The 17,113-nt window shown below is 62.9% G+C and carries 14 protein-coding genes; 2 read left to right on the forward strand and 12 right to left on the reverse strand.

Features of this window, described 5'->3' with window-relative positions; translation table 11 throughout:
• Window positions 1-11: 11 nt before the first annotated feature.
• From acs to dksA, 11 genes are all read right to left on the reverse strand, one after another.
• Window positions 12-1,946, reverse strand: coding sequence for an acetate--CoA ligase (gene acs / locus ABRP30_RS03550; RefSeq protein WP_267820860.1), 1,935 nt, complete (start codon window positions 1,944-1,946; stop codon window positions 12-14).
• A gap of 129 nt (window positions 1,947-2,075) precedes the next feature.
• Window positions 2,076-3,740 (reverse strand): glucose-6-phosphate isomerase, encoded by a 1,665-nt coding sequence (gene pgi / locus ABRP30_RS03555; protein WP_267820862.1) that lies wholly within the window; start codon window positions 3,738-3,740, stop codon window positions 2,076-2,078.
• Between the two features lie 144 nt (window positions 3,741-3,884).
• Window positions 3,885-4,748, reverse strand: a complete 864-nt coding sequence (gene panC, locus ABRP30_RS03560; protein ID WP_349975272.1) for a pantoate--beta-alanine ligase — start codon at window positions 4,746-4,748, stop codon at window positions 3,885-3,887.
• The gene (panB, locus tag ABRP30_RS03565; protein ID WP_349975273.1) at window positions 4,745-5,545 is read right to left on the reverse strand and encodes a 3-methyl-2-oxobutanoate hydroxymethyltransferase; all 801 of its coding nucleotides are present in this window, start codon (window positions 5,543-5,545) and stop codon (window positions 4,745-4,747) included. Before panB ends, panC begins: the two co-directional genes overlap by 4 nt.
• Window positions 5,546-5,807: 262 nt before the next feature.
• Entirely contained in the window at window positions 5,808-6,287 is a 480-nt protein-coding gene (folK, locus tag ABRP30_RS03570) for a 2-amino-4-hydroxy-6-hydroxymethyldihydropteridine diphosphokinase (protein ID WP_241803833.1), read from the reverse strand.
• Window positions 6,284-7,672: a polynucleotide adenylyltransferase PcnB gene (locus ABRP30_RS03575; RefSeq protein ID WP_241803832.1), complete on the reverse strand. Its 1,389-nt coding sequence runs from the start codon at window positions 7,670-7,672 to the stop codon at window positions 6,284-6,286. The genes folK and ABRP30_RS03575 overlap by 4 nt, the downstream gene beginning before the upstream one ends.
• Window positions 7,673-8,413: 741 nt before the next feature.
• A complete protein-coding gene (locus ABRP30_RS03580) occupies window positions 8,414-9,853 on the reverse strand; it encodes a sigma-54 dependent transcriptional regulator (RefSeq protein WP_349975274.1) in 1,440 nt (479 codons plus the stop codon).
• Between the two features lie 4 nt (window positions 9,854-9,857).
• Window positions 9,858-12,833, reverse strand: coding sequence for a sensor histidine kinase (locus ABRP30_RS03585; protein ID WP_241803830.1), 2,976 nt, complete (start codon window positions 12,831-12,833; stop codon window positions 9,858-9,860).
• Window positions 12,817-12,993 carry a hypothetical protein gene (locus tag ABRP30_RS03590; protein WP_003250005.1) on the reverse strand — a complete coding sequence of 59 codons (177 nt, stop codon included), beginning with the start codon at window positions 12,991-12,993 and terminating at the stop codon, window positions 12,817-12,819. Before ABRP30_RS03590 ends, ABRP30_RS03585 begins: the two co-directional genes overlap by 17 nt.
• Window positions 12,994-13,213: 220 nt before the next feature.
• Window positions 13,214-14,101, reverse strand: coding sequence for a tRNA glutamyl-Q(34) synthetase GluQRS (gene gluQRS / locus ABRP30_RS03595; RefSeq protein ID WP_349975275.1), 888 nt, complete (start codon window positions 14,099-14,101; stop codon window positions 13,214-13,216).
• Window positions 14,102-14,165: 64 nt separating this feature from the next.
• Window positions 14,166-14,612, reverse strand: a complete 447-nt coding sequence (gene dksA, locus ABRP30_RS03600) for an RNA polymerase-binding protein DksA (RefSeq protein ID WP_267820872.1) — start codon at window positions 14,610-14,612, stop codon at window positions 14,166-14,168.
• Window positions 14,613-14,822: 210 nt separating this feature from the next.
• On the opposite strand from dksA, the gene ABRP30_RS03605 reads away from it, so the two are divergent.
• Together ABRP30_RS03605 and sfsA are read left to right on the forward strand one after the other, a co-directional pair.
• On the forward strand, window positions 14,823-15,995 hold the full coding sequence (locus ABRP30_RS03605; RefSeq protein WP_349975276.1) for a pyridoxal phosphate-dependent aminotransferase: 1,173 nt from the start codon (window positions 14,823-14,825) through the stop codon (window positions 15,993-15,995).
• Complete coding sequence (gene sfsA / locus ABRP30_RS03610; protein ID WP_349975277.1) at window positions 15,995-16,708, forward strand: DNA/RNA nuclease SfsA; 714 nt, start codon at window positions 15,995-15,997, stop codon at window positions 16,706-16,708. The genes ABRP30_RS03605 and sfsA overlap by 1 nt, the downstream gene beginning before the upstream one ends.
• Here the strand turns inward: sfsA and ABRP30_RS03615 are convergent.
• Complete coding sequence (locus tag ABRP30_RS03615; protein ID WP_267820877.1) at window positions 16,698-17,015, reverse strand: Rieske (2Fe-2S) protein; 318 nt, start codon at window positions 17,013-17,015, stop codon at window positions 16,698-16,700. The genes sfsA and ABRP30_RS03615 overlap by 11 nt on opposite strands.
• Between the last annotated feature and the right edge of the window lie 98 nt (window positions 17,016-17,113).

The raw sequence follows: 17,113 nt of genomic DNA on the forward strand, positions 1-17,113 counted from the left end.
GCTGCCGCCGGCTATTGGTTGAGGCGTTTGTCGATCAACCCCTGCACCACGCTCGGGTCAGCCAGGGTCGAGGTATCGCCCAGGGTGTCGAGCTCGTTGCAGGCAATCTTGCGCAGTATACGCCGCATGATCTTGCCCGAGCGGGTCTTGGGCAAGGCCGGCGCCCACTGGATCAGCTCGGGTTTGGCGAAACTGCCGATCTCTTTGCTGACCAGTGCCAGCAGTTCGGCCTGCAGGGCATCGTCCGGCGTCACGCCATTCATGGTCGTCACGAAGGCATACACACCCTGACCCTTGAGGTCATGGGGGTAACCGACCACTGCGGCCTCGGCGACGCTTTCGTGCAATACCAAGGCGCTTTCCACTTCGGCGGTGCCGATGCGGTGACCGGAAACGTTGATCACATCATCGATGCGGCCAGTGATCCAGTAATCGCCATCGGCATCGCGGCGGGCGCCGTCGCCGGTGAAGTAATAGCCGGGCATGGGTTTGAAGTAGGTGTCTACCATGCGTTGGTGGTCGCCGTAGACGCTGCGGATCTGCCCCGGCCAACTGGCCTTTATCGCCAGCAGGCCGGCGCCGGGGCCTTCGATCAGCTTGCCTTTGTCATCCAGCAGCACCGGCTGCACACCAAACATGGGTTGGGTCGCACAACCGGGCTTGAGCTTCTGCGTGCCGGGCAGCGGGGTGAGCATGATGCCGCCGGTTTCGGTCTGCCACCAGGTGTCGACGATAGGGCAGCGTTTTTGGCCGACTTGCTCGAAGTACCATTCCCACGCCTCTGGGTTGATCGGCTCGCCGACGCTACCGAGCAGGCGCAGGCTCTTGCGCGATGTGCCCTGCAACGGGCCAGAGCCTTCACGCATCAGTGCGCGCAGGGCGGTGGGTGCGGTATAGAAGATATTGACCTTGTGCTTGTCCACCACCTGCCAGAACCGGGAGCTGTCGGGGTAGTTGGGAACGCCCTCGAACATCAGTGAAACCGCGCCGTTGGCCAGCGGGCCATAGACGATGTAACTGTGGCCGGTGACCCAGCCCACGTCGGCGGTGCACCAGAACACCTCGCCGTCACGGTAGTCGAACACCACCTTGAAGGTCATAGCGGCCTGCAGCAGGTAACCGGCAGTGGTGTGCAGCACGCCCTTGGGCTTACCGGTGCTGCCGGAGGTGTAAAGGATGAACAGCGGGTCTTCGGCCTCCATGGGTTCAGGTGGGCAGTCGTCACCCGCGTTTTCCGTCGCCTGGTCGTACCAGAGGTCGCGGCCTTCGCTCCAGGCGACATCGGTGCCCGTACGGCGCACTACCACTACGCTGCTGACGTCGGGGCAACTGGCCAATGCCTTGTCGACATTCTGCTTGAGCGGGATGCGTTTGCCGCCGCGCACGCCCTCGTCGGCGGTGATCACGGTGCGGCAGTCAGCATCGAGAATTCGGTCGCGCAACGCATCCGGCGAGAAGCCGCCGAACACCACCGAGTGAATCGCGCCGATGCGCGTGCAGGCAAGCATGGCGTAGGCGGCTTCGGGGATCATCGGCATATAGATGCATACCCGGTCGCCTTTGTGCACGCCACGTGCCTTGAGCGCATTGGCCAAGCGGCAGACCTGGCGGTGCAGCTCTTGATAGGTGATGGCCTTGGAGTCCGCGGGGTCGTCGCCTTCCCACAACAGGGCGGTCTGCCCGCCGCGCTGGGCCAGGTGGCGATCGATGCAGTTGTAGCTGACGTTCAGTTGGCCACCTTCGAACCAGCGGGCTTCGCCGGTCTTGAGGTCGCAGTGCTGTACGCTGGACCACGGTCTGATCCAGTCCAGACGCTTGGCCTGTTCTGCCCAGAAGGTGTCGGGGTCTTCAACCGACTGGCGGTAGAGGCGGCTGTAGTCGTCGGAAGAGAGGCTGGCGGACTGGCTGACGGCCAGGGCCTGGGGATAGTCGCGGATATCGAACATGGCAGGTGGTCCTTTGCGCTTGTCGGGGCGGTGGACTGCAACGGCTATTCGATTGGACAGTGTAGCTGGAACAGGTGTTCAACCTGTGCCGGCGTCTTCGCGGGCTGGCCACGAAGACGCCGGCATCGGTCAGCCGCGGTGACGACCGCGGAAGTAGTTGATCAGGCCCTGGGTGGAACCGTCTTCGGCGCTGTCTTCCAGGCTGCCGACGATACGCTGGTAGACACCCTTGCCCAGCTCCTTGCCCAGTTCCACGCCCCACTGGTCGAAGGCGTTGATACCCCAGATCACGCTCTGCACGAACACCTTGTGCTCATACATCGCCACCAGCGCGCCAAGGCGACGCGGGCTGATGCGTTCGACCACAAGGGTGTTGCTCGGGCGGTTGCCCGGGATCACCTTGTGCGGCGCGAGTTTTTCGATGTCGGCTTCATTCAGGCCTTTTTGACGTAATTCGGCCTCTGCCTCTTCACGTGTCTTGCCCAGCATCAGCGCCTGGCTTTGCGACAGGCAGTTGGCGTACAGCCACTGATGGTGGTCGGCGACCGGGTTGAAGCTCACCACCGGGACGATGAAGTCGGCCGGGATCAGCTGGGTGCCCTGGTGCAGCAACTGGTGGTAGGCGTGCTGGCCATTGCAGCCGACGCCACCCCAGATGACCGGGCCGGTATCGGTCTTCACTGGCGTACCGTCGGTCAGCACGCTCTTGCCGTTGGATTCCATGTCCAGCTGCTGCAGGTGTTTGGTGATGTTGCGCAGGTAGTGATCGTAGGGGAGGATCGCGTGGCTGCGGGCACCCCAGAAATTACCGTACCAGACGCCCAGCAGGGCCAGCAGCACCGGCATGTTCTTCTCGAACGGCGCGGTCTGGAAGTGCTGGTCCATGGTGTAGGCACCCGACAGCAGTTCCTTGAAGTTGGCGGTCCCGATGGCCAGGGCAATCGGCAGGCCGATGGCCGACCACAGCGAATAGCGCCCGCCGACCCAGTCCCACATGGGGAAGATGTTTTCTTCGCGGATACCGAAGGCCACGGCGGCAGCCTTGTTGCTGGAAACGGCGATGAAGTGGCGATACAGCTCTGCTTCAGAACCGCCCTGGGCCAGGTACCAGGTACGTGCGGCCATGGCGTTCTTCAGGGTCTCGAGGGTGTTGAACGACTTGGACGAGACGATGAACAAGGTGGTTTCGGCGCGCAGGTTGGCCGACAGCTCATGGAATTCACTGCCGTCGATGTTGGCCAGGTAGTGGCAGCGCACGCCTCGCTGGGCGTAGGGCAGCAGCGCCTCGGAAACCAGCTCTGGGCCCAGGAAAGAGCCGCCGATGCCAATGTTGACCACGTCGGTGATCGGCTTCTCACTGTAGCCACGCCATAGCCCGTCGTGGATACGCCCCACCAGCTCGGTGATCTGGTTGAGTACCTTGTGCACCTCGGGCATCACGTTGACGCCGTTGACGCTGAGCTTGTCACCCACCGGGCGGCGCAGGGCGGTGTGCAGCACCGGGCGGCCTTCGGAGGCGTTGATGATTTCGCCGCTGAACATCGACTTGATCGCATCCTGCAGGCCGACGTGTTCGGCCAACTGCACCAGCAGGTCGCGGCTTTGTTCGTTGATCAGGTTTTTCGAGTAGTCGAGGAACAGGCCGCAGCAGCTCAGGGAGAATTCATCGAAGCGCTTGGGGTCGGCGGCGAAGGCTTCGCGCATGCTGAAATCCTGCATGGCGTCGCGGTGCTGCTGAAGGGCCTGCCAGGCTGGCAGGGCCGTAACATCATGGGGTGTCCGGTAATACGCCATTGCGCAGAATTCCTTGTTGCGTAGGTGTGGCCTTGGACAGGGGCGTCATGGCCAGGTTCAGGCAGGCCATCATTATAGGCATTGGTTGCGCGCAGGGAATGGGGCGGGGAGGGGAATTTGGGGCTGCAGTGCAGCCCCTCGGCGTCACGCGGTCGGTTCGTCCAGGTGCACATAAAGGTTGTCGATAAGCCGCGTGTTCCCCAGGTAGGCGGCAACCAGAATCACCAGGTCACGGTCGTCGATCATCGCTGGGCGAAGGGTCAGCGCATGGCGTACCTGCAGGTAGTCCGGGCGCAGGCCGGCTGCTGCCAGCTGATCCTGGCCCTCGGCAACCAGCGCGGCAAAGTCGCGTTGGCCACGGCTGATGGCGTCCCCGATGTGCTTGAGCGTGCGGTAGACCACCGGCGCGGTAGCCCGCTGCTCGGCCGTCAGGTAACCATTGCGTGACGACAGCGCCAGGCCATCTTCGGCGCGCACGGTCGGCTCGCCGATGATCTGGATCGGCATGTTCAGGTCGCGCACCATGGCGCGAATCACCGCCAGTTGCTGGTAGTCCTTTTCGCCGAATACCGCGAGATCAGGCTGCACCATGTTGAACAGCTTGCTGACCACGGTCGCTACGCCCTCGAAATGCCCCGGACGGCTTGCGCCACACAGGCCTTCGGAGAGGTTCGGCACGCTGACGCGGGTCTGCACGGCCATGCCGTCTGGGTACATCTCTTGCACAGTAGGCGCGAACAGCAGATCGCAACCCGCCTGGAGCAGGCGCTCCTGGTCGGCGGCAAGGGTGCGAGGGTATTTGTCGAGGTCTTCGTTGGCGCCGAACTGAAGCGGGTTGACGAAGATGCTGGCAACGACGAAGTCGGCACGTTGGGCCGCTTTGGTCACCAGCGCAGCATGGCCGCTGTGCAGGTTGCCCATGGTTGGCACGAAGCCGATACGCTTGCCCTCGCCACGTGCGCGGGCAATGGCCGCGCGCAGTTCACCGACGGTATTGACTGTGTTCATGCGCTGAATCCGTGCTCACTCGCTGGGAAGCTCACGTCTTTGACCGCCTTGACGTAGGCGGCAAGTGCGCTCGCGATGTCTGGCTGGCCGACCATGAAGTTCTTCACGAACTTCGGCACCCGGCCGCTCAGGGACAAGCCCAGCATGTCGTGCAGGACCAGCACCTGGCCGTCGGTAGCGCTGCCGGCACCGATGCCGATCACCGGGATACTCACGGCCTGGGTAATCTCGGCGGCCAGTTCGGCAGGTACGCATTCGAGCAGCAGCATGGCGGCGCCGGCCTGTTCCAGCGCGATGGCATCAGCGCGCATCTGCCGGGCCTGGGCTTCCTGGCGCCCCTGCACTTTATAACCGCCCAGAACGTTGACGGTTTGCGGGGTCAGGCCCATGTGGGCGCACACCGGCACGCCGCGCTCGGCCAGCAGGCGAATGGTCTCGGCCAGCCACGCAGCGCCTTCAAGCTTGATCATGTGGGCGCCAGCCTGCATCAGCATGGCGCAGTTGGCGAAGGCCTGCTCGGCGGTGGCGTGGGCCATGAACGGCAGGTCGGCAAGAATCAGCGCACCCTCGTTGCCGCGTTTGACGCAGGCGGTGTGGTAGGCCATTTCCGCCGTGGTGACGGGCAGCGTGCTGTCATGGCCCTGCAGGACCATCCCCAGGGAGTCGCCCACCAGCAACACTTCGACGCCGGCCTGGCTGGCAGCCTTGGCAAAGGTGGCGTCGTAGCAGGTCAGCATGGTGATCTTTTCACCCTTGGCCTTGAGGCCGTGCAGGGTGGTCAGGGTTACGTCAGGCATGTAGGAAAATCCTCGTTCAGGCGCTGTGAAAAACGACCGCCAACAACGCGTGTAGTCATCTTCCGGAGCGGCACATCATCGCGCGTGATGTTCGGGGCACAGGTCCGTCCGGGCCTAAATACGGGTATGCGGCACTTTGGTGCCACACGGGACGCCTATAGTCGTGAGCGAGGTGGGGGAAGTCAATCACCCTGTTACCGCATTGTTACTAACAGGGTGTTACTGGCGTTACCGCCCTTGGAGAAGGGCCGCAGCGCCTGGGCTACAGGCGTTCCAGGCCAACGAACGGGCAGGCTTGGAGCAACTGGGCAAGCGGGCGCCCGTCGGCCAGGTGAAAATCGTCTGCCACCAGCTCGGCCAGTGGGTACAGCACGAAGGGGCGGGCATGCATGTGGTAGTGCGGCACCTGCAGGCGTGGCACATCGATGACGTGGTCGCCGAACAGCAAGATGTCCAGGTCGAGCGTGCGTGGGCCCCAGCGTTCCTTGCGCACACGGCCCTGTTCGTTTTCGATGGCTTGCAGGGCGTCCAGCAGGTCCAGGGGGGCGAGCGAGGTGTCCAGGGCAGCGACGGCGTTGGTGTAACGCGGCTGGCCAGGCAGCAGGGAGTCGCTGGTGTACAGGGCAGACGCCGCCACCAGGCGGGTGTTCGCCACCCGGTCCAGCGCCTGCAGGGCGTTGCCCAGTTGCTCGGCAGGCGCATCCAGGTTGCTACCAAGGCCGATGTAGGCGCGAGTGGTCACTCGAACGCCTCATCGCCACCACGTTTACGCTTGCTGGAGCTGCGCTTGCGCTTGCGTGGGCCGGCGCCGGTGCCTTCATCGCGGCTGCCCAGCTCGCGGATCATCTCGCGGCGCTCGGCGTCGTTGGCGTCCTGGTAATCGGTCCACCACTGGCCGAGGTCATCGGTTTCTTCGCCTGCGCTCTCACGCAGCAGGAGGAAATCGTAGCCGGCGCGGAAGCGTGGGTTGTCGAGCAGCACGTCGGCACGTTTGCCGCTGCGGCGCGGCAGGCGCTCCTGCATGTCCCAGATCTCGCGGATGGGCAGGGTGAAACGCTTTGGAATGGCAATGCGTGCACACTGTTCGGCAATCAGGTCGTGGGCTGCGCCATTCATCGCCGGGATCGGCGGCACGCCCTGGTTTTGCAGGTGCAGAACGCGGCTTGGCAGTGCTGGCCAGAGCAGGGCGGCGAACAGGAAGGCCGGGGTCACCGGTTTGCCTTGCTTGATACGCAGGTCAGTGTTGCTCAGGGCCTGGCTGATCAGGGTATGGGTGTAGGTCGGGCGCTCTTCCAGTGCATGCGCACTGGCCGGGAACAGCGGCTCGAACAACGCCAGGTCTACCAGCATCTCGAAGACGATCGCGCCTTGCCCGGACAGGAACAGCTTGAGGCACTCCTCGAACAGCCGCGCTGGCGGGATTTCGCGCAGCAGCGGCGCCAGGCCGCGGATCGGCTGGTAAGTGTGCTTTTCGATGCCGAAGTCGAGCTTGGCGGCGAAACGCACCGCGCGCAGCATGCGTACCGGGTCTTCCTGGTAGCGATGCGTCGGGTCACCGATCAGGCGCAGCAGGCGGTTGCGTACGTCATGCACGCCGTTGGCGTAATCGAGGATGCGTTCGCTGACCGGGTCGTAGTACAGGGCGTTGATGGTGAAGTCGCGGCGTTGCGCGTCTTCTTCCAGGCTGCCGTATACGTTGTCGCGCAGAATGCGGCCACTGGCATTGTGCGACGAGCGGTGGCTGTCACCCTGGTCGTCTTCGGAGTGAGGGGCACGGAAGGTCGCGACTTCGATGATTTCACGGCCGAAATGCACGTGAACCAGCTTGAAGCGACGGCCGATGATGCGCGCATTGCGGAACTCGGCACGTACCTGCTCAGGTGTTGCGCTGGTGGCGACGTCGAAGTCCTTGGGCGTGATGCCCAGCATCAGGTCGCGCACGCAACCACCGACCAGGTAGGCCTGGTAGCCCGCGCCTTGCAGGCGCTCGACGATATTCACCGCATGGCGGCTGAACTGGTGGCGCTGCAGCGAGTGTTGGCTCTTGTTGATCACCTCAGGCGTGGTGCGCTTGTGGTGCTGGCCCGGTACGGGAGGGCGGAAAGACTGGAACAGCTTCTTCAGCATGGGATGCACTGTGTGAAGGAATGTTCGGCCAAGAATAGGAGAATGGCCGCATGATGGGCGGGGATTCTAGCATTTACTCGGGGAATGGTGTAGGCGGTAGCAGGATGGACTGCCAGAAGGGGAGAAACGACAAGGGGAGCCTAAGCTCCCCAAGAAGTCGTTGCGTGCTCTTATTGTTTTTATGCCGGGCTTCTTGTTTTTGTTGAGTGCCCTGCCCACAAATCTCAAAGCTTGTGGACGACCCCCAATCCAGGGGTTAAGAGCAAACGGATTGCTTTGGCCGCTGATGTCACGCTGATCAATCGATCCAACCAGTTCAGGCGCTGCTTTTTAGTGCAGTTTTTGTTGTTCTCTGCCTGGTCGTGGGGCAAGCCCCAAACACGCATCCTCTCCAAAAGAATCAGTTAGCTGCGCCTCCGCCGTCTTGTTTTTATTGTGCGTGAGCCGTTTCGTCTTGTTCTTATTCTGAGTTGCAGTGCTTGTTATTGTTCTTGTACTGAACATATAGCAGGTGGCGTGCCAACTTTGAGAAACCCAATTAAATCAATGGTTTGACGGGTTTGACGAGAGGCTGGCCGGTGGGGAATGACGAGATTTCGTTACCGTACGCCTCGGGAACTGTTACGGCGAAAAGGTTAGGTAACAGATTTTTGCGGGGGCCGATTGTTACCAGGGGCACGCAGAGGCGGTTGCGCGTCCATGCGATGGAGCGCCGCGCGGGCGGCGCTCCATGGGCGTCGCTCATTCGCTGGTAGCGTTGCTCTTGCGGCGCGGAATGCCCAGGCGTTGGCGGCGTTCCCACAGGCACTTGCGGCTGACGCCGAGCTTGCGGGCCAGTTCGGTTTCGGTCATATGGTCCTGGTGCTCAAGCACGAAATGCTGGAAGTAGTCTTCCAGCGACAGGTCCTCGGTCGGCTCATGGCTGGCGTTGTTGGCAGCGCCCGCGGCCATCGCGTTGTCGAGAATGTCGTCATCGTCCATGTCGCTCAGCTCGATGTCGATACCCAGCAGTTCGGCCGATATCTCCGCGCTCTCGCTCAGAATCACCGCACGCTCTACGGCGTTCTCCAGTTCGCGCACGTTGCCCGGCCAGCTGTAATGACGAATGGCTTGCTCGGCTTCAGGCGAGAAGTGCAAATCGTCACGACCGATGCGCGCGCTCTGCCTGGCGAGGAAGGCGCTGGCGATCTCGTTGACGTCACTGCCGCGCTCACGCAGGGCTGGCAACTTGAGGGCGATGACGTGCAGGCGGTAATAAAGGTCTTCACGGAATTGCCCGGCCTTGGCCAGGTTTTTCAGGTCGCGGTGGGTCGCGGCAATCAGGCGCACGTCGACTTTTTGCGACTGTACCGAACCCACCCGGCGGATTTCGCCCTCCTGCAACACGCGCAGCAGACGGGCCTGGGCCTCCAGCGGCAGTTCACCGATCTCATCGAGGAACAGGGTGCCGCCGTCTGCCGCTTCCACCAGGCCCGCACGCCCTGCGCTGGCACCGGTGAATGCCCCTTTTTCGTGGCCGAACAGTTCCGACTCGATCAAGGTTTCGGGGATGGCCGCGCAGTTCACCGAGATCATCGGTGCTTTGGCGCGCCGTGACAGGTTGTGCAGGGCACGGGCTACCAGTTCCTTACCGGTACCGGACTCGCCCTGGATAAGCACATTGGAATCGGTCGGCGCCACCTTGCGGATCTTGCTGTACATGTCCTGCATGGGAGGGCACGAGCCAATGATGCCGATCTCGCCGTTGGCCGATGCCGGAGCGCCTTTGTCGGCAGGGGCTGCCTTGCCGTTGCTGCGTGGCTCGGCCACTGGAGCGGGTGCCGGTGCACTCTGCCGGTCGCGCAGAATACGCGCCACCGCCTGGAGCATTTCGTCGTGGTCGAAAGGCTTGGCGATGTAGTCCACCGCGCCCATCTTCATCGAGTCCACCGCCGAGCGCAGGCTGGCGTAACTGGTCATGATCAGCACCGGGGTGCCTTGGCCAAGCTTGATCAACTCGGTACCCGGCGCGCCGGGCAGGCGCAGGTCGCTGACGATCAGGTCGAAGGTGGCAATGCTGAAGCGTTCCTGGGCTTCCTGCACCGAGCCGGCTTCGCTGACCTGGTACTGGTTCCGCTCGAGCAGGCGACGCAAGGCCGAGCGGATGATGGTTTCGTCTTCGACGATCAGAATATGCGGCATTGATTCAATTCTCTCGACGGTCTCGAATTTCAGGGGACGTCGCTACGACATGCCGGGGCAGGGTCACGCGGATCCGGGTGCCACGTTGCCGTTCGATGTCGGCCGGGCTGTCGATGGTGATTTGCCCATAATGCTCTTCCACGATGGAATAGACCAGAGCGAGCCCTAGTCCGGTTCCCTCGCCCGGGTCCTTGGTGGTGAAGAAAGGTTCGAACAGGCGGTCCATGATGTTCTTCGGAATCCCACTGCCTTCGTCCTCGACGATCAGGTCGACGGTGTGCTCGCTGACCTCGGTGCGTACCCGCACGGCGCTGCCGGGCGGCGACGCGTCGCGCGCGTTGGAGAGCAGGTTGATCAGCACCTGGGCCAGGCGCTGAGGGTCCCCCTCTGCCCAGTGGTCGGGGTCGCAGAGGTTGAAGAACTGTACTTCGAAATTGCGCCGGTTCAACGCCAGCAGACCGATGGCATCCTGGGCCACTTCGGCCAGGCACACCGGTTCTTCGCTGTTCTGGTGGCTACCGCCGGCATGGGCAAAGCTCATCAGCGACTGCACGATGCGCGACACCCGTTTGGTCTGTTCGAGGATCTGGCTCGACAACTCGATGATCTCGCCGTCGCCTTCGCGCTCCTCGCGCAGGTTTTGCGCCAGGCAGGCGATGCCGGTGATCGGGTTGCCGATCTCGTGGGCCACGCCCGCAGCGAGGCGGCCGATGCTGGCCAAGCGTTCGGAGTGCACCAGCTTGTCTTCCAGGGCCTGTGTTTCGGTGAGGTCTTCGACCAGCAACACCAGCCCGCTGTTGCCAGGTGCCAGGGGCTCATCGATGGCCGCTTTGTGCAGGTTGAGCCAGCGCGGCTGGCCGTCCAGTGCCAGGCGCTGTTTGTGCAAGTGCTCATCGGGTACGTTGATGAAACCCAGCAGCAGGCCGCGCCACGGTTCATCGATGGTTACCAGGCGCGACCCGACCACGTGCTTGGCGGCGATGCCGGTCAGCTCCTCCATGGCCTTGTTCCACATCAGGATTTCTTTGTCCTTGGCCAGCGAGCAGACGCCCATGGGCAGCTCCTGCAGGGTCTGACGGTGGTAGCGGCGCAAGGCATCGAGTTCGGCAGCCAGGCCCGTCAGGCGCGAGTGGTAATCTTCCAGGCGGCTTTCGATGAAGTGGATGTCTTCGGTGACGTAGTTCTCGTTGCCAGACTTGTAGGGCAGGAAGGTTTCGACCATGTCCTGGGCCACGCTCGGCCCCATCAGGCCCGAGAGGTTGGCCTCGATGCGGTCACGCAGGCGGCGCAGGGCATAGGGGCGGCGCTCGTCGAACGGCAGGTAGAGGTCGCGCAGGGCTTGTTCGACTTCCTTCTGTGCAGCCTTGGCACCCAGTGGCTTGGCCAGTTGGGTGGCGAACTCCTGCGGTGAAGCTGCATGCAGCTCGCGGCGCTGGGGCCGGCGCACATTGTCCACCGCACATGCTTCGGCGGCACTGACTTCCTCGCTGCTGGCGTTGGTGAACAGTGAAATCAGCGTGAACAACAGTACGTTGGCTGCCAGGGAGGCGATCGCTGCCATGTGCCAGCTGGTGTCGTCGAGCACATAGATCATGTCCAGCAGTGGGATGTAGAAGCCCTGCAGGTTGCCCAGCAGGGGCAGCAGCATGGTCACCATCCAGACCAGGGTGCCGGCCAGCAGGCCGGCGATGAAGCCGCGGCGGTTCGCGGTTGGCCAGTACAGCACCGACAGCACCCCCGGCAGGAACTGCAGCGTGGCGACGAAGGCGACGATGCCCAGGTTGGCCAGGCTCTGGTGGGTGTTCTGGTTCAGGTAGAACATGAAGCCGGCGGTGATGATGGCGACGATCAGTGCGCGGCGGGTCCATTTCAGCCAGCGGTAGATGTTGCCTTCGGCCGGCGGCTGGTACAGCGGCAGCACCAGGTGGTTGAGCGCCATGCCCGACAGGGCCAGGGTGGTGACGATGATCAGGCCGCTGGCGGCGGACAGCCCGCCGACATAGGCCAGCAGTGCCAGCGCCTTGTTGTTGGCGGCGATCCCAAGGCCCAGGGTGAAGTACTCGGGGTTGGTGCTGGCGCCCAGGCGCAGGCCCGCCCACAGCACCAGCGGCACGGCCAGGCTCATCAGCAGCAGGAACAGCGGCAGGCCCCAGCTGGCGCTGACCAGGGAGCGCGGGTTGAGGTTTTCGGTGAAGGCCATGTGGTACATGTGCGGCATGACGATGGCCGAGGCGAAGAACACCAGCAGCAGGGTGCGCCATGGGCCCTCCTGCAGCGGGGTGTGCAGCGCGGCCAGGGCGGTCTGGTTCTGCAGCAGCCACACTTCCAGCCCGTGCGGGCCGCCGAACACGCCGTACAGGGCGTACAGGCCAATACCGCCCAGCGCCAGCAGCTTGATCACCGACTCGAAGGCGATGGCGAACACCAGCCCTTCATGCTTTTCGCGCGTGGCGATGTGACGCGAGCCGAAGAAGATGGTGAACAGGATGATCAGTGCGCAGAAGGCAAAGGCCACGCGTGCCTTGACCGGTTCGCCGGTGAGAATGCTGATCGAGTCGGCCACTGCCTGAATTTGCAGGGCGAGTAAGGGAAGCACCCCGATCAACATGAAAATGGTCGTCAGCGCACCGGCCCAGGTGCTGCGAAAGCGAAAGGCCAGCAAGTCGGCCAATGACGACAATTGGTAGGTGCGGGTGATCTTGAGGATCGGATAAAGCAGCACAGGCGCCAGCAGGAAGGCCCCGGAAACGCCCAGGTAACAGGCGAGGAAGCCGTAGCCATACTGATAGGCCAGGCCCACCGAGCCGTAGAAAGCCCAGGCACTGGCGTAGACGCCCAGCGACAGGGTGTAGGTCAGCGGGTGGCGAATGATCGAACGGGGTATCAACCCACGCTCGCTGATCCAGGCCACGCCGAACAGCACCATCAGGTACCCGGCGCTGATCAGGATCATCTGGGTCAGGCTAAAGCTCATCGGCATCTCGTTGGCTCTGCAGGATGAAAGTGACGACGATCAGGATCAGCCAGAGCAGGTAAGGGCGATACCAGGCGCCGGTCGGTTCGATCCACCAGTCCATGATGGCCGGGGAGAACAGGTAGATCCCCACGACCAGAAGCAGGACCAAACGATAGATGTACATGCTGGCCTCGATGGTTGGGCGCTGCGGGCTTGGACTTATTATTGGCGCAAATGGTTGGAGCGATGCTAGCGGGAATCGGTGGTGTTCGCCAAGGGTTTGAAATTATTGGGCTTTTGTTTTTGAGACGTGGGTTGCCCGATTTCGCCCTGGCGCCAGCTGGCCGCGAGGTAGCGCACAGTAACGGTTGAGCCGGCTTGCCGGCGCTAGGGCCGGTGATGCTTCACTTCAAATCAGCCTCGGGCACCGTTGTTCGCTGTGCAATGGCTTCTGGCTGCCAGCGCTGGCGCGCCACAGCCAATACTTCAGCGGGCGTTGCCGTCAGCAACTGAGGGTCGGCTTCCTGGCCCAATGCCCGCAACGCCCGCAACAGCAACGGCGTTGCCTGATCAGCCTCAAGCGGCGGTGAACGGTATGACTTGCCCAGCTTGTGCCCATCAGGTTGCACGATCAATGGAATGTGCAGGTAACGCGGTTGGGAAAAGCCCAGCAATTCCTGCAAGTACAGCTGGCGCGGCGTGTTGTCGAGCAGGTCGGCCCCGCGCACGATGTCGGTAACACCTTGCCAGGCGTCGTCCAGTACGACTGCCAGCTGGTACGCATACAGCCCGTCGCGGCGCTGAATCACGAAGTCGCCCACCTCGCGGCCAAGGTGTTGCTGGAAATCCCCTTGCACACGGTCGTTGAAGCGGTAGATCAGCTCAGGCACCCGCAGGCGGATGGCGGCGCCTTCGCGCGCGTGCCCGGCGTTGCGGCAAAACCCTGGATAGATGCCGTTGTAGCCTTCGAGCTGTTTGCGCGAACAGGTGCAGGCGTAGGCCAGGCCCATGTTGAACAGGCGGTCTACCACCGCGCCGTAAGCGTCGTGGCGCTGGCTCTGGAAGACCACCTCGCCATCCCATTCCAGCCCATAGCGCTCCAGGGTCTGCAGGATTGCATCACGGGCGCCGGGCATTTCCCGTGGCGGGTCGGTGTCTTCCACGCGTAGCAGCCAACGGCCATTCACCGCGCGGGCGTCAATCCAGGAGGCCAGGGCGGCCACCAGCGAGCCGAAGTGCAGAAAACCGCTGGGGGTGGGGGCGAAGCGTCCGATGTAGCGCGAGTCGTTCATGGGCAGTGGTGTTTCTGAAAATAAAACGGGGCGCATGATGCGCCCCGTTCGGAGGAGAGAAGGATCAGCCTTTGCCGACTGTCTTTTCCTTTTTCTCGGCGATTTCCTTGCAGTCGAAGCACAGGTCCGCGGTGGGGCGGGCTTCCAGGCGACGCAGGCCGATTTCGATGCCGCACGATTCGCACCAGCCGTACTCTTCGTCCTGGATCTTCTGCAGGGTCTTGTCGATTTTCTTGATCAGCTTGCGCTCGCGGTCACGGTTGCGCAGTTCAAGAGCAAATTCTTCTTCCTGGCTGGCACGGTCGGCCGGGTCCGGGAAGTTCGCAGCTTCATCTTTCATGTGGTCTACGGTGCGATCCACACTCTGCATGAGCTCGCCTTTCCAGGCGTTGAGAAGCTTGGTGAAGTGCTTCTTCATGGGCTCACCCATGTACTCTTCGCCCTTGGTCTCATTATAGGGCGCGACACCGTACATGGTTTGACCGGTTTTTTGCTTTTCTACGGTGGACATGAATAGACCGCCTCTTACTCATCTGATCCAATGCGCAGGATGCTCCATCTCCGGCACCCGCCGGCCCTGCGACTGCGAGCCGCCGAACTTACCAGATAGATCGGGGGTGCGCTAGCCCGCCCGATCCTACGTGTTGACAGCGCCATGGGGCGTACGTTCGGTGCTGTGCAAAGGTAGAATCACCAGTTTAGACCCAATTGAGAGAAGGTAATGGCCCACCACTACAGTGCGCGCAGCCGCGCCATTGAACCCTTCCATGTCATGGCGTTGCTGGCGCGGGCCAACGAGCTGCAAGCGGCCGGTCATGATGTGATCCACCTGGAAATCGGTGAGCCGGACTTCACCACCGCCGCGCCTATCGTCGAAGCAGGCCAGGCGGCGCTGGCCGCCGGGCATACCCGCTACACCGCCGCGCGTGGCCTGCCGGCCTTGCGTGAGGCGATTGCCGGCTTTTACGACCAGCGTTATGGCGTCGCGATAGACCCCGAACGCATTCTGATCACCCCGGGGGGCTCTGGCGCGCTGCTGCTGGCCAGCAGCCTGCTGGTCGACCCCGGCAAGCACTGGCTGTTGGCAGACCCCGGCTACCCCTGCAACCGCCACTTCCTGCGGCTGGTCGAAGGGGGGGCGCAACTGGTACCTGTCGGGCCTGAGGTGAACTATCAACTGACCGCCGATCTGGTGGACCGGCACTGGCACCAGGACACTGTCGGTGCCCTGGTCGCTTCGCCAGCCAACCCCACCGGTACCGTGCTGGAGCGTGATGAGCTGGCCAGCTTGTCCAAGGCCACCCGCGAACGAAATGGCCACCTGGTGGTGGACGAGATCTACCACGGGCTGACATACGGCATGGACGCGCCGAGCGTCCTGGAAGTGGACGATTCGGCTTTCGTCCTGAATAGTTTTTCCAAGTATTTCGGCATGACCGGGTGGCGGCTTGGCTGGCTGGTTGCACCGCCTGAGGCCGTGGCCGATCTGGAAAAGCTTGCGCAAAATCTGTACATCAGCGCGCCAAGCATGGCCCAGCACGCCGCACTGGCCTGTTTCCAGCCTGAAACCCTGACAATTTTCGAAGCGCGCCGCGCCGAATTTGCCCGCCGTCGCGACTACTTGTTGCCCGCCCTGCGCGAACTGGGCTTTGGCATTGCCGTGGAGCCGCAGGGCGCGTTCTATCTATATGCCGACATCAGTGCCTTTGGCGGCGATGCCTTTGCTTTCTGCCAGCATTTTCTGGAAACCGAGCACCTGGCGTTCACGCCGGGCCTGGACTTCGGCCGCCACCTGGCAGGCCATCATGTGCGCTTTGCCTACACACAAAGCCTGCCGCGGCTGGAGGAGGCGGTCCAGCGCATCGCCCGTGGCTTGCGGAGCTGGCAGGGCTGATGGTGTTCTTTCCTCCACTCGAACAAGGGCGGCTGCTGCGCCGCTACAAGCGGTTCCTGGCGGACATCCAGCTGGCCAATGGCGAGCAGTTGACCATCCACTGCCCCAACACGGGCTCCATGCTCAATTGCATGCGTGAGGGCGGGCAGGTCTGGTTCAGTCGCTCCAACGACCCCAAGCGCAAGTTGCCGGGCACCTGGGAAATCAGCGAGACGCCTCAGGGGCGGCTGGCTTGCATCAATACGGGGCGGGCCAACGCGCTGGTCGAGGAAGCGCTTCGCGCCGGCGTGATCCAAGAGCTGGCGGGCTTCACTGCACTTAAACGTGAGGTGGCCTACGGTGAAGAGGGCAGCCGCGTGGACTTTCGCCTGGAGTTCGACCACGGGCCGGCTTATGTCGAGGTCAAGAGCGTGACACTGGGGTACCCGGATACGGCAGTGGCCGCTTTCCCGGATGCCGTCACCCAGCGCGGTGCCAAGCACATGCGCGAACTTGCGGCGCTGGCCCGGCAAGGCATACGTGCGGTGCAGCTGTACTGTGTGAACCTGACGGGCATCGAAGCGGTGCGTCCGGCCGACGAGATCGATGCAGCCTATGCCCGGGCGCTGCGTGCCGCCGTGGCGGATGGGGTAGAGGTGCTGGCCTATGGCGTGCGCCTGGATGCCGGGCACATCGTCATCGACCGCCCGCTACCGGTGTTGGTCAACCCCTGAGCCAGATACCCTGGCTGTCTTCCAGGCAGTCCAGGGCCTGCAGCGCATCACCCTCGCAGGGGCCTGCCACGCATTCGCCATTTTCTATCAGGAACAGCGCACCGTGATGGGCGCAGTGAATGAGGCTTGCACTGTCATCGAGAAATGCGTCCGCCTGCCAGTTCAAGGGGATCCCCCGGTGCGGGCAGCGGTTGCGATACAGATGCACCTGGCCCTGGCGACGCACGCCGAACAGTTCGATGCCGTCTACCCTGAAGGCGCGGCTATGGCCCTCGGCCAGCGCTGCGGAAGTACAAAGGAAGTGCATGTGCAGGAAAACTCGTGAGACATGTGATGGCTTGACGCGCCAATGCGAATAATTATCAAATTGCGCGCAATCGCAGCGCCCGGTTGTCTATGGTGCGC

This window comes from Pseudomonas sp. WHRI 8519 (assembly GCF_040224055.2).
Classification (GTDB): domain Bacteria; phylum Pseudomonadota; class Gammaproteobacteria; order Pseudomonadales; family Pseudomonadaceae; genus Aquipseudomonas; species Aquipseudomonas putida_X.

Excerpts from the sequence above, each read along its gene's own strand:
- acs (WP_267820860.1), bottom strand. The coding sequence starts at position 1,946 with ATGTTCGATATCCGCGACTATCCCCAGGCCCTGGCCGTCAGCCAGTCC.
- pgi (WP_267820862.1), bottom strand. The coding sequence starts at position 3,740 with ATGGCGTATTACCGGACACCCCATGATGTTACGGCCCTGCCAGCCTGG.
- panC (WP_349975272.1), bottom strand. The coding sequence starts at position 4,748 with ATGAACACAGTCAATACCGTCGGTGAACTGCGCGCGGCCATTGCCCGC.
- panB (WP_349975273.1), bottom strand. The coding sequence starts at position 5,545 with ATGCCTGACGTAACCCTGACCACCCTGCACGGCCTCAAGGCCAAGGGT.
- ABRP30_RS03575 (WP_241803832.1), bottom strand. The coding sequence starts at position 7,672 with ATGCTGAAGAAGCTGTTCCAGTCTTTCCGCCCTCCCGTACCGGGCCAG.
- ABRP30_RS03580 (WP_349975274.1), bottom strand. The coding sequence starts at position 9,853 with ATGCCGCATATTCTGATCGTCGAAGACGAAACCATCATCCGCTCGGCC.
- ABRP30_RS03585 (WP_241803830.1), bottom strand. The coding sequence starts at position 12,833 with ATGCCGATGAGCTTTAGCCTGACCCAGATGATCCTGATCAGCGCCGGG.
- ABRP30_RS03590 (WP_003250005.1), bottom strand. The coding sequence starts at position 12,993 with ATGTACATCTATCGTTTGGTCCTGCTTCTGGTCGTGGGGATCTACCTG.
- gluQRS (WP_349975275.1), bottom strand. The coding sequence starts at position 14,101 with ATGAACGACTCGCGCTACATCGGACGCTTCGCCCCCACCCCCAGCGGT.
- dksA (WP_267820872.1), bottom strand. The coding sequence starts at position 14,612 with ATGTCCACCGTAGAAAAGCAAAAAACCGGTCAAACCATGTACGGTGTC.
- ABRP30_RS03605 (WP_349975276.1), top strand. The coding sequence starts at position 14,823 with ATGGCCCACCACTACAGTGCGCGCAGCCGCGCCATTGAACCCTTCCAT.
- sfsA (WP_349975277.1), top strand. The coding sequence starts at position 15,995 with ATGGTGTTCTTTCCTCCACTCGAACAAGGGCGGCTGCTGCGCCGCTAC.
- ABRP30_RS03615 (WP_267820877.1), bottom strand. The coding sequence starts at position 17,015 with ATGCACTTCCTTTGTACTTCCGCAGCGCTGGCCGAGGGCCATAGCCGC.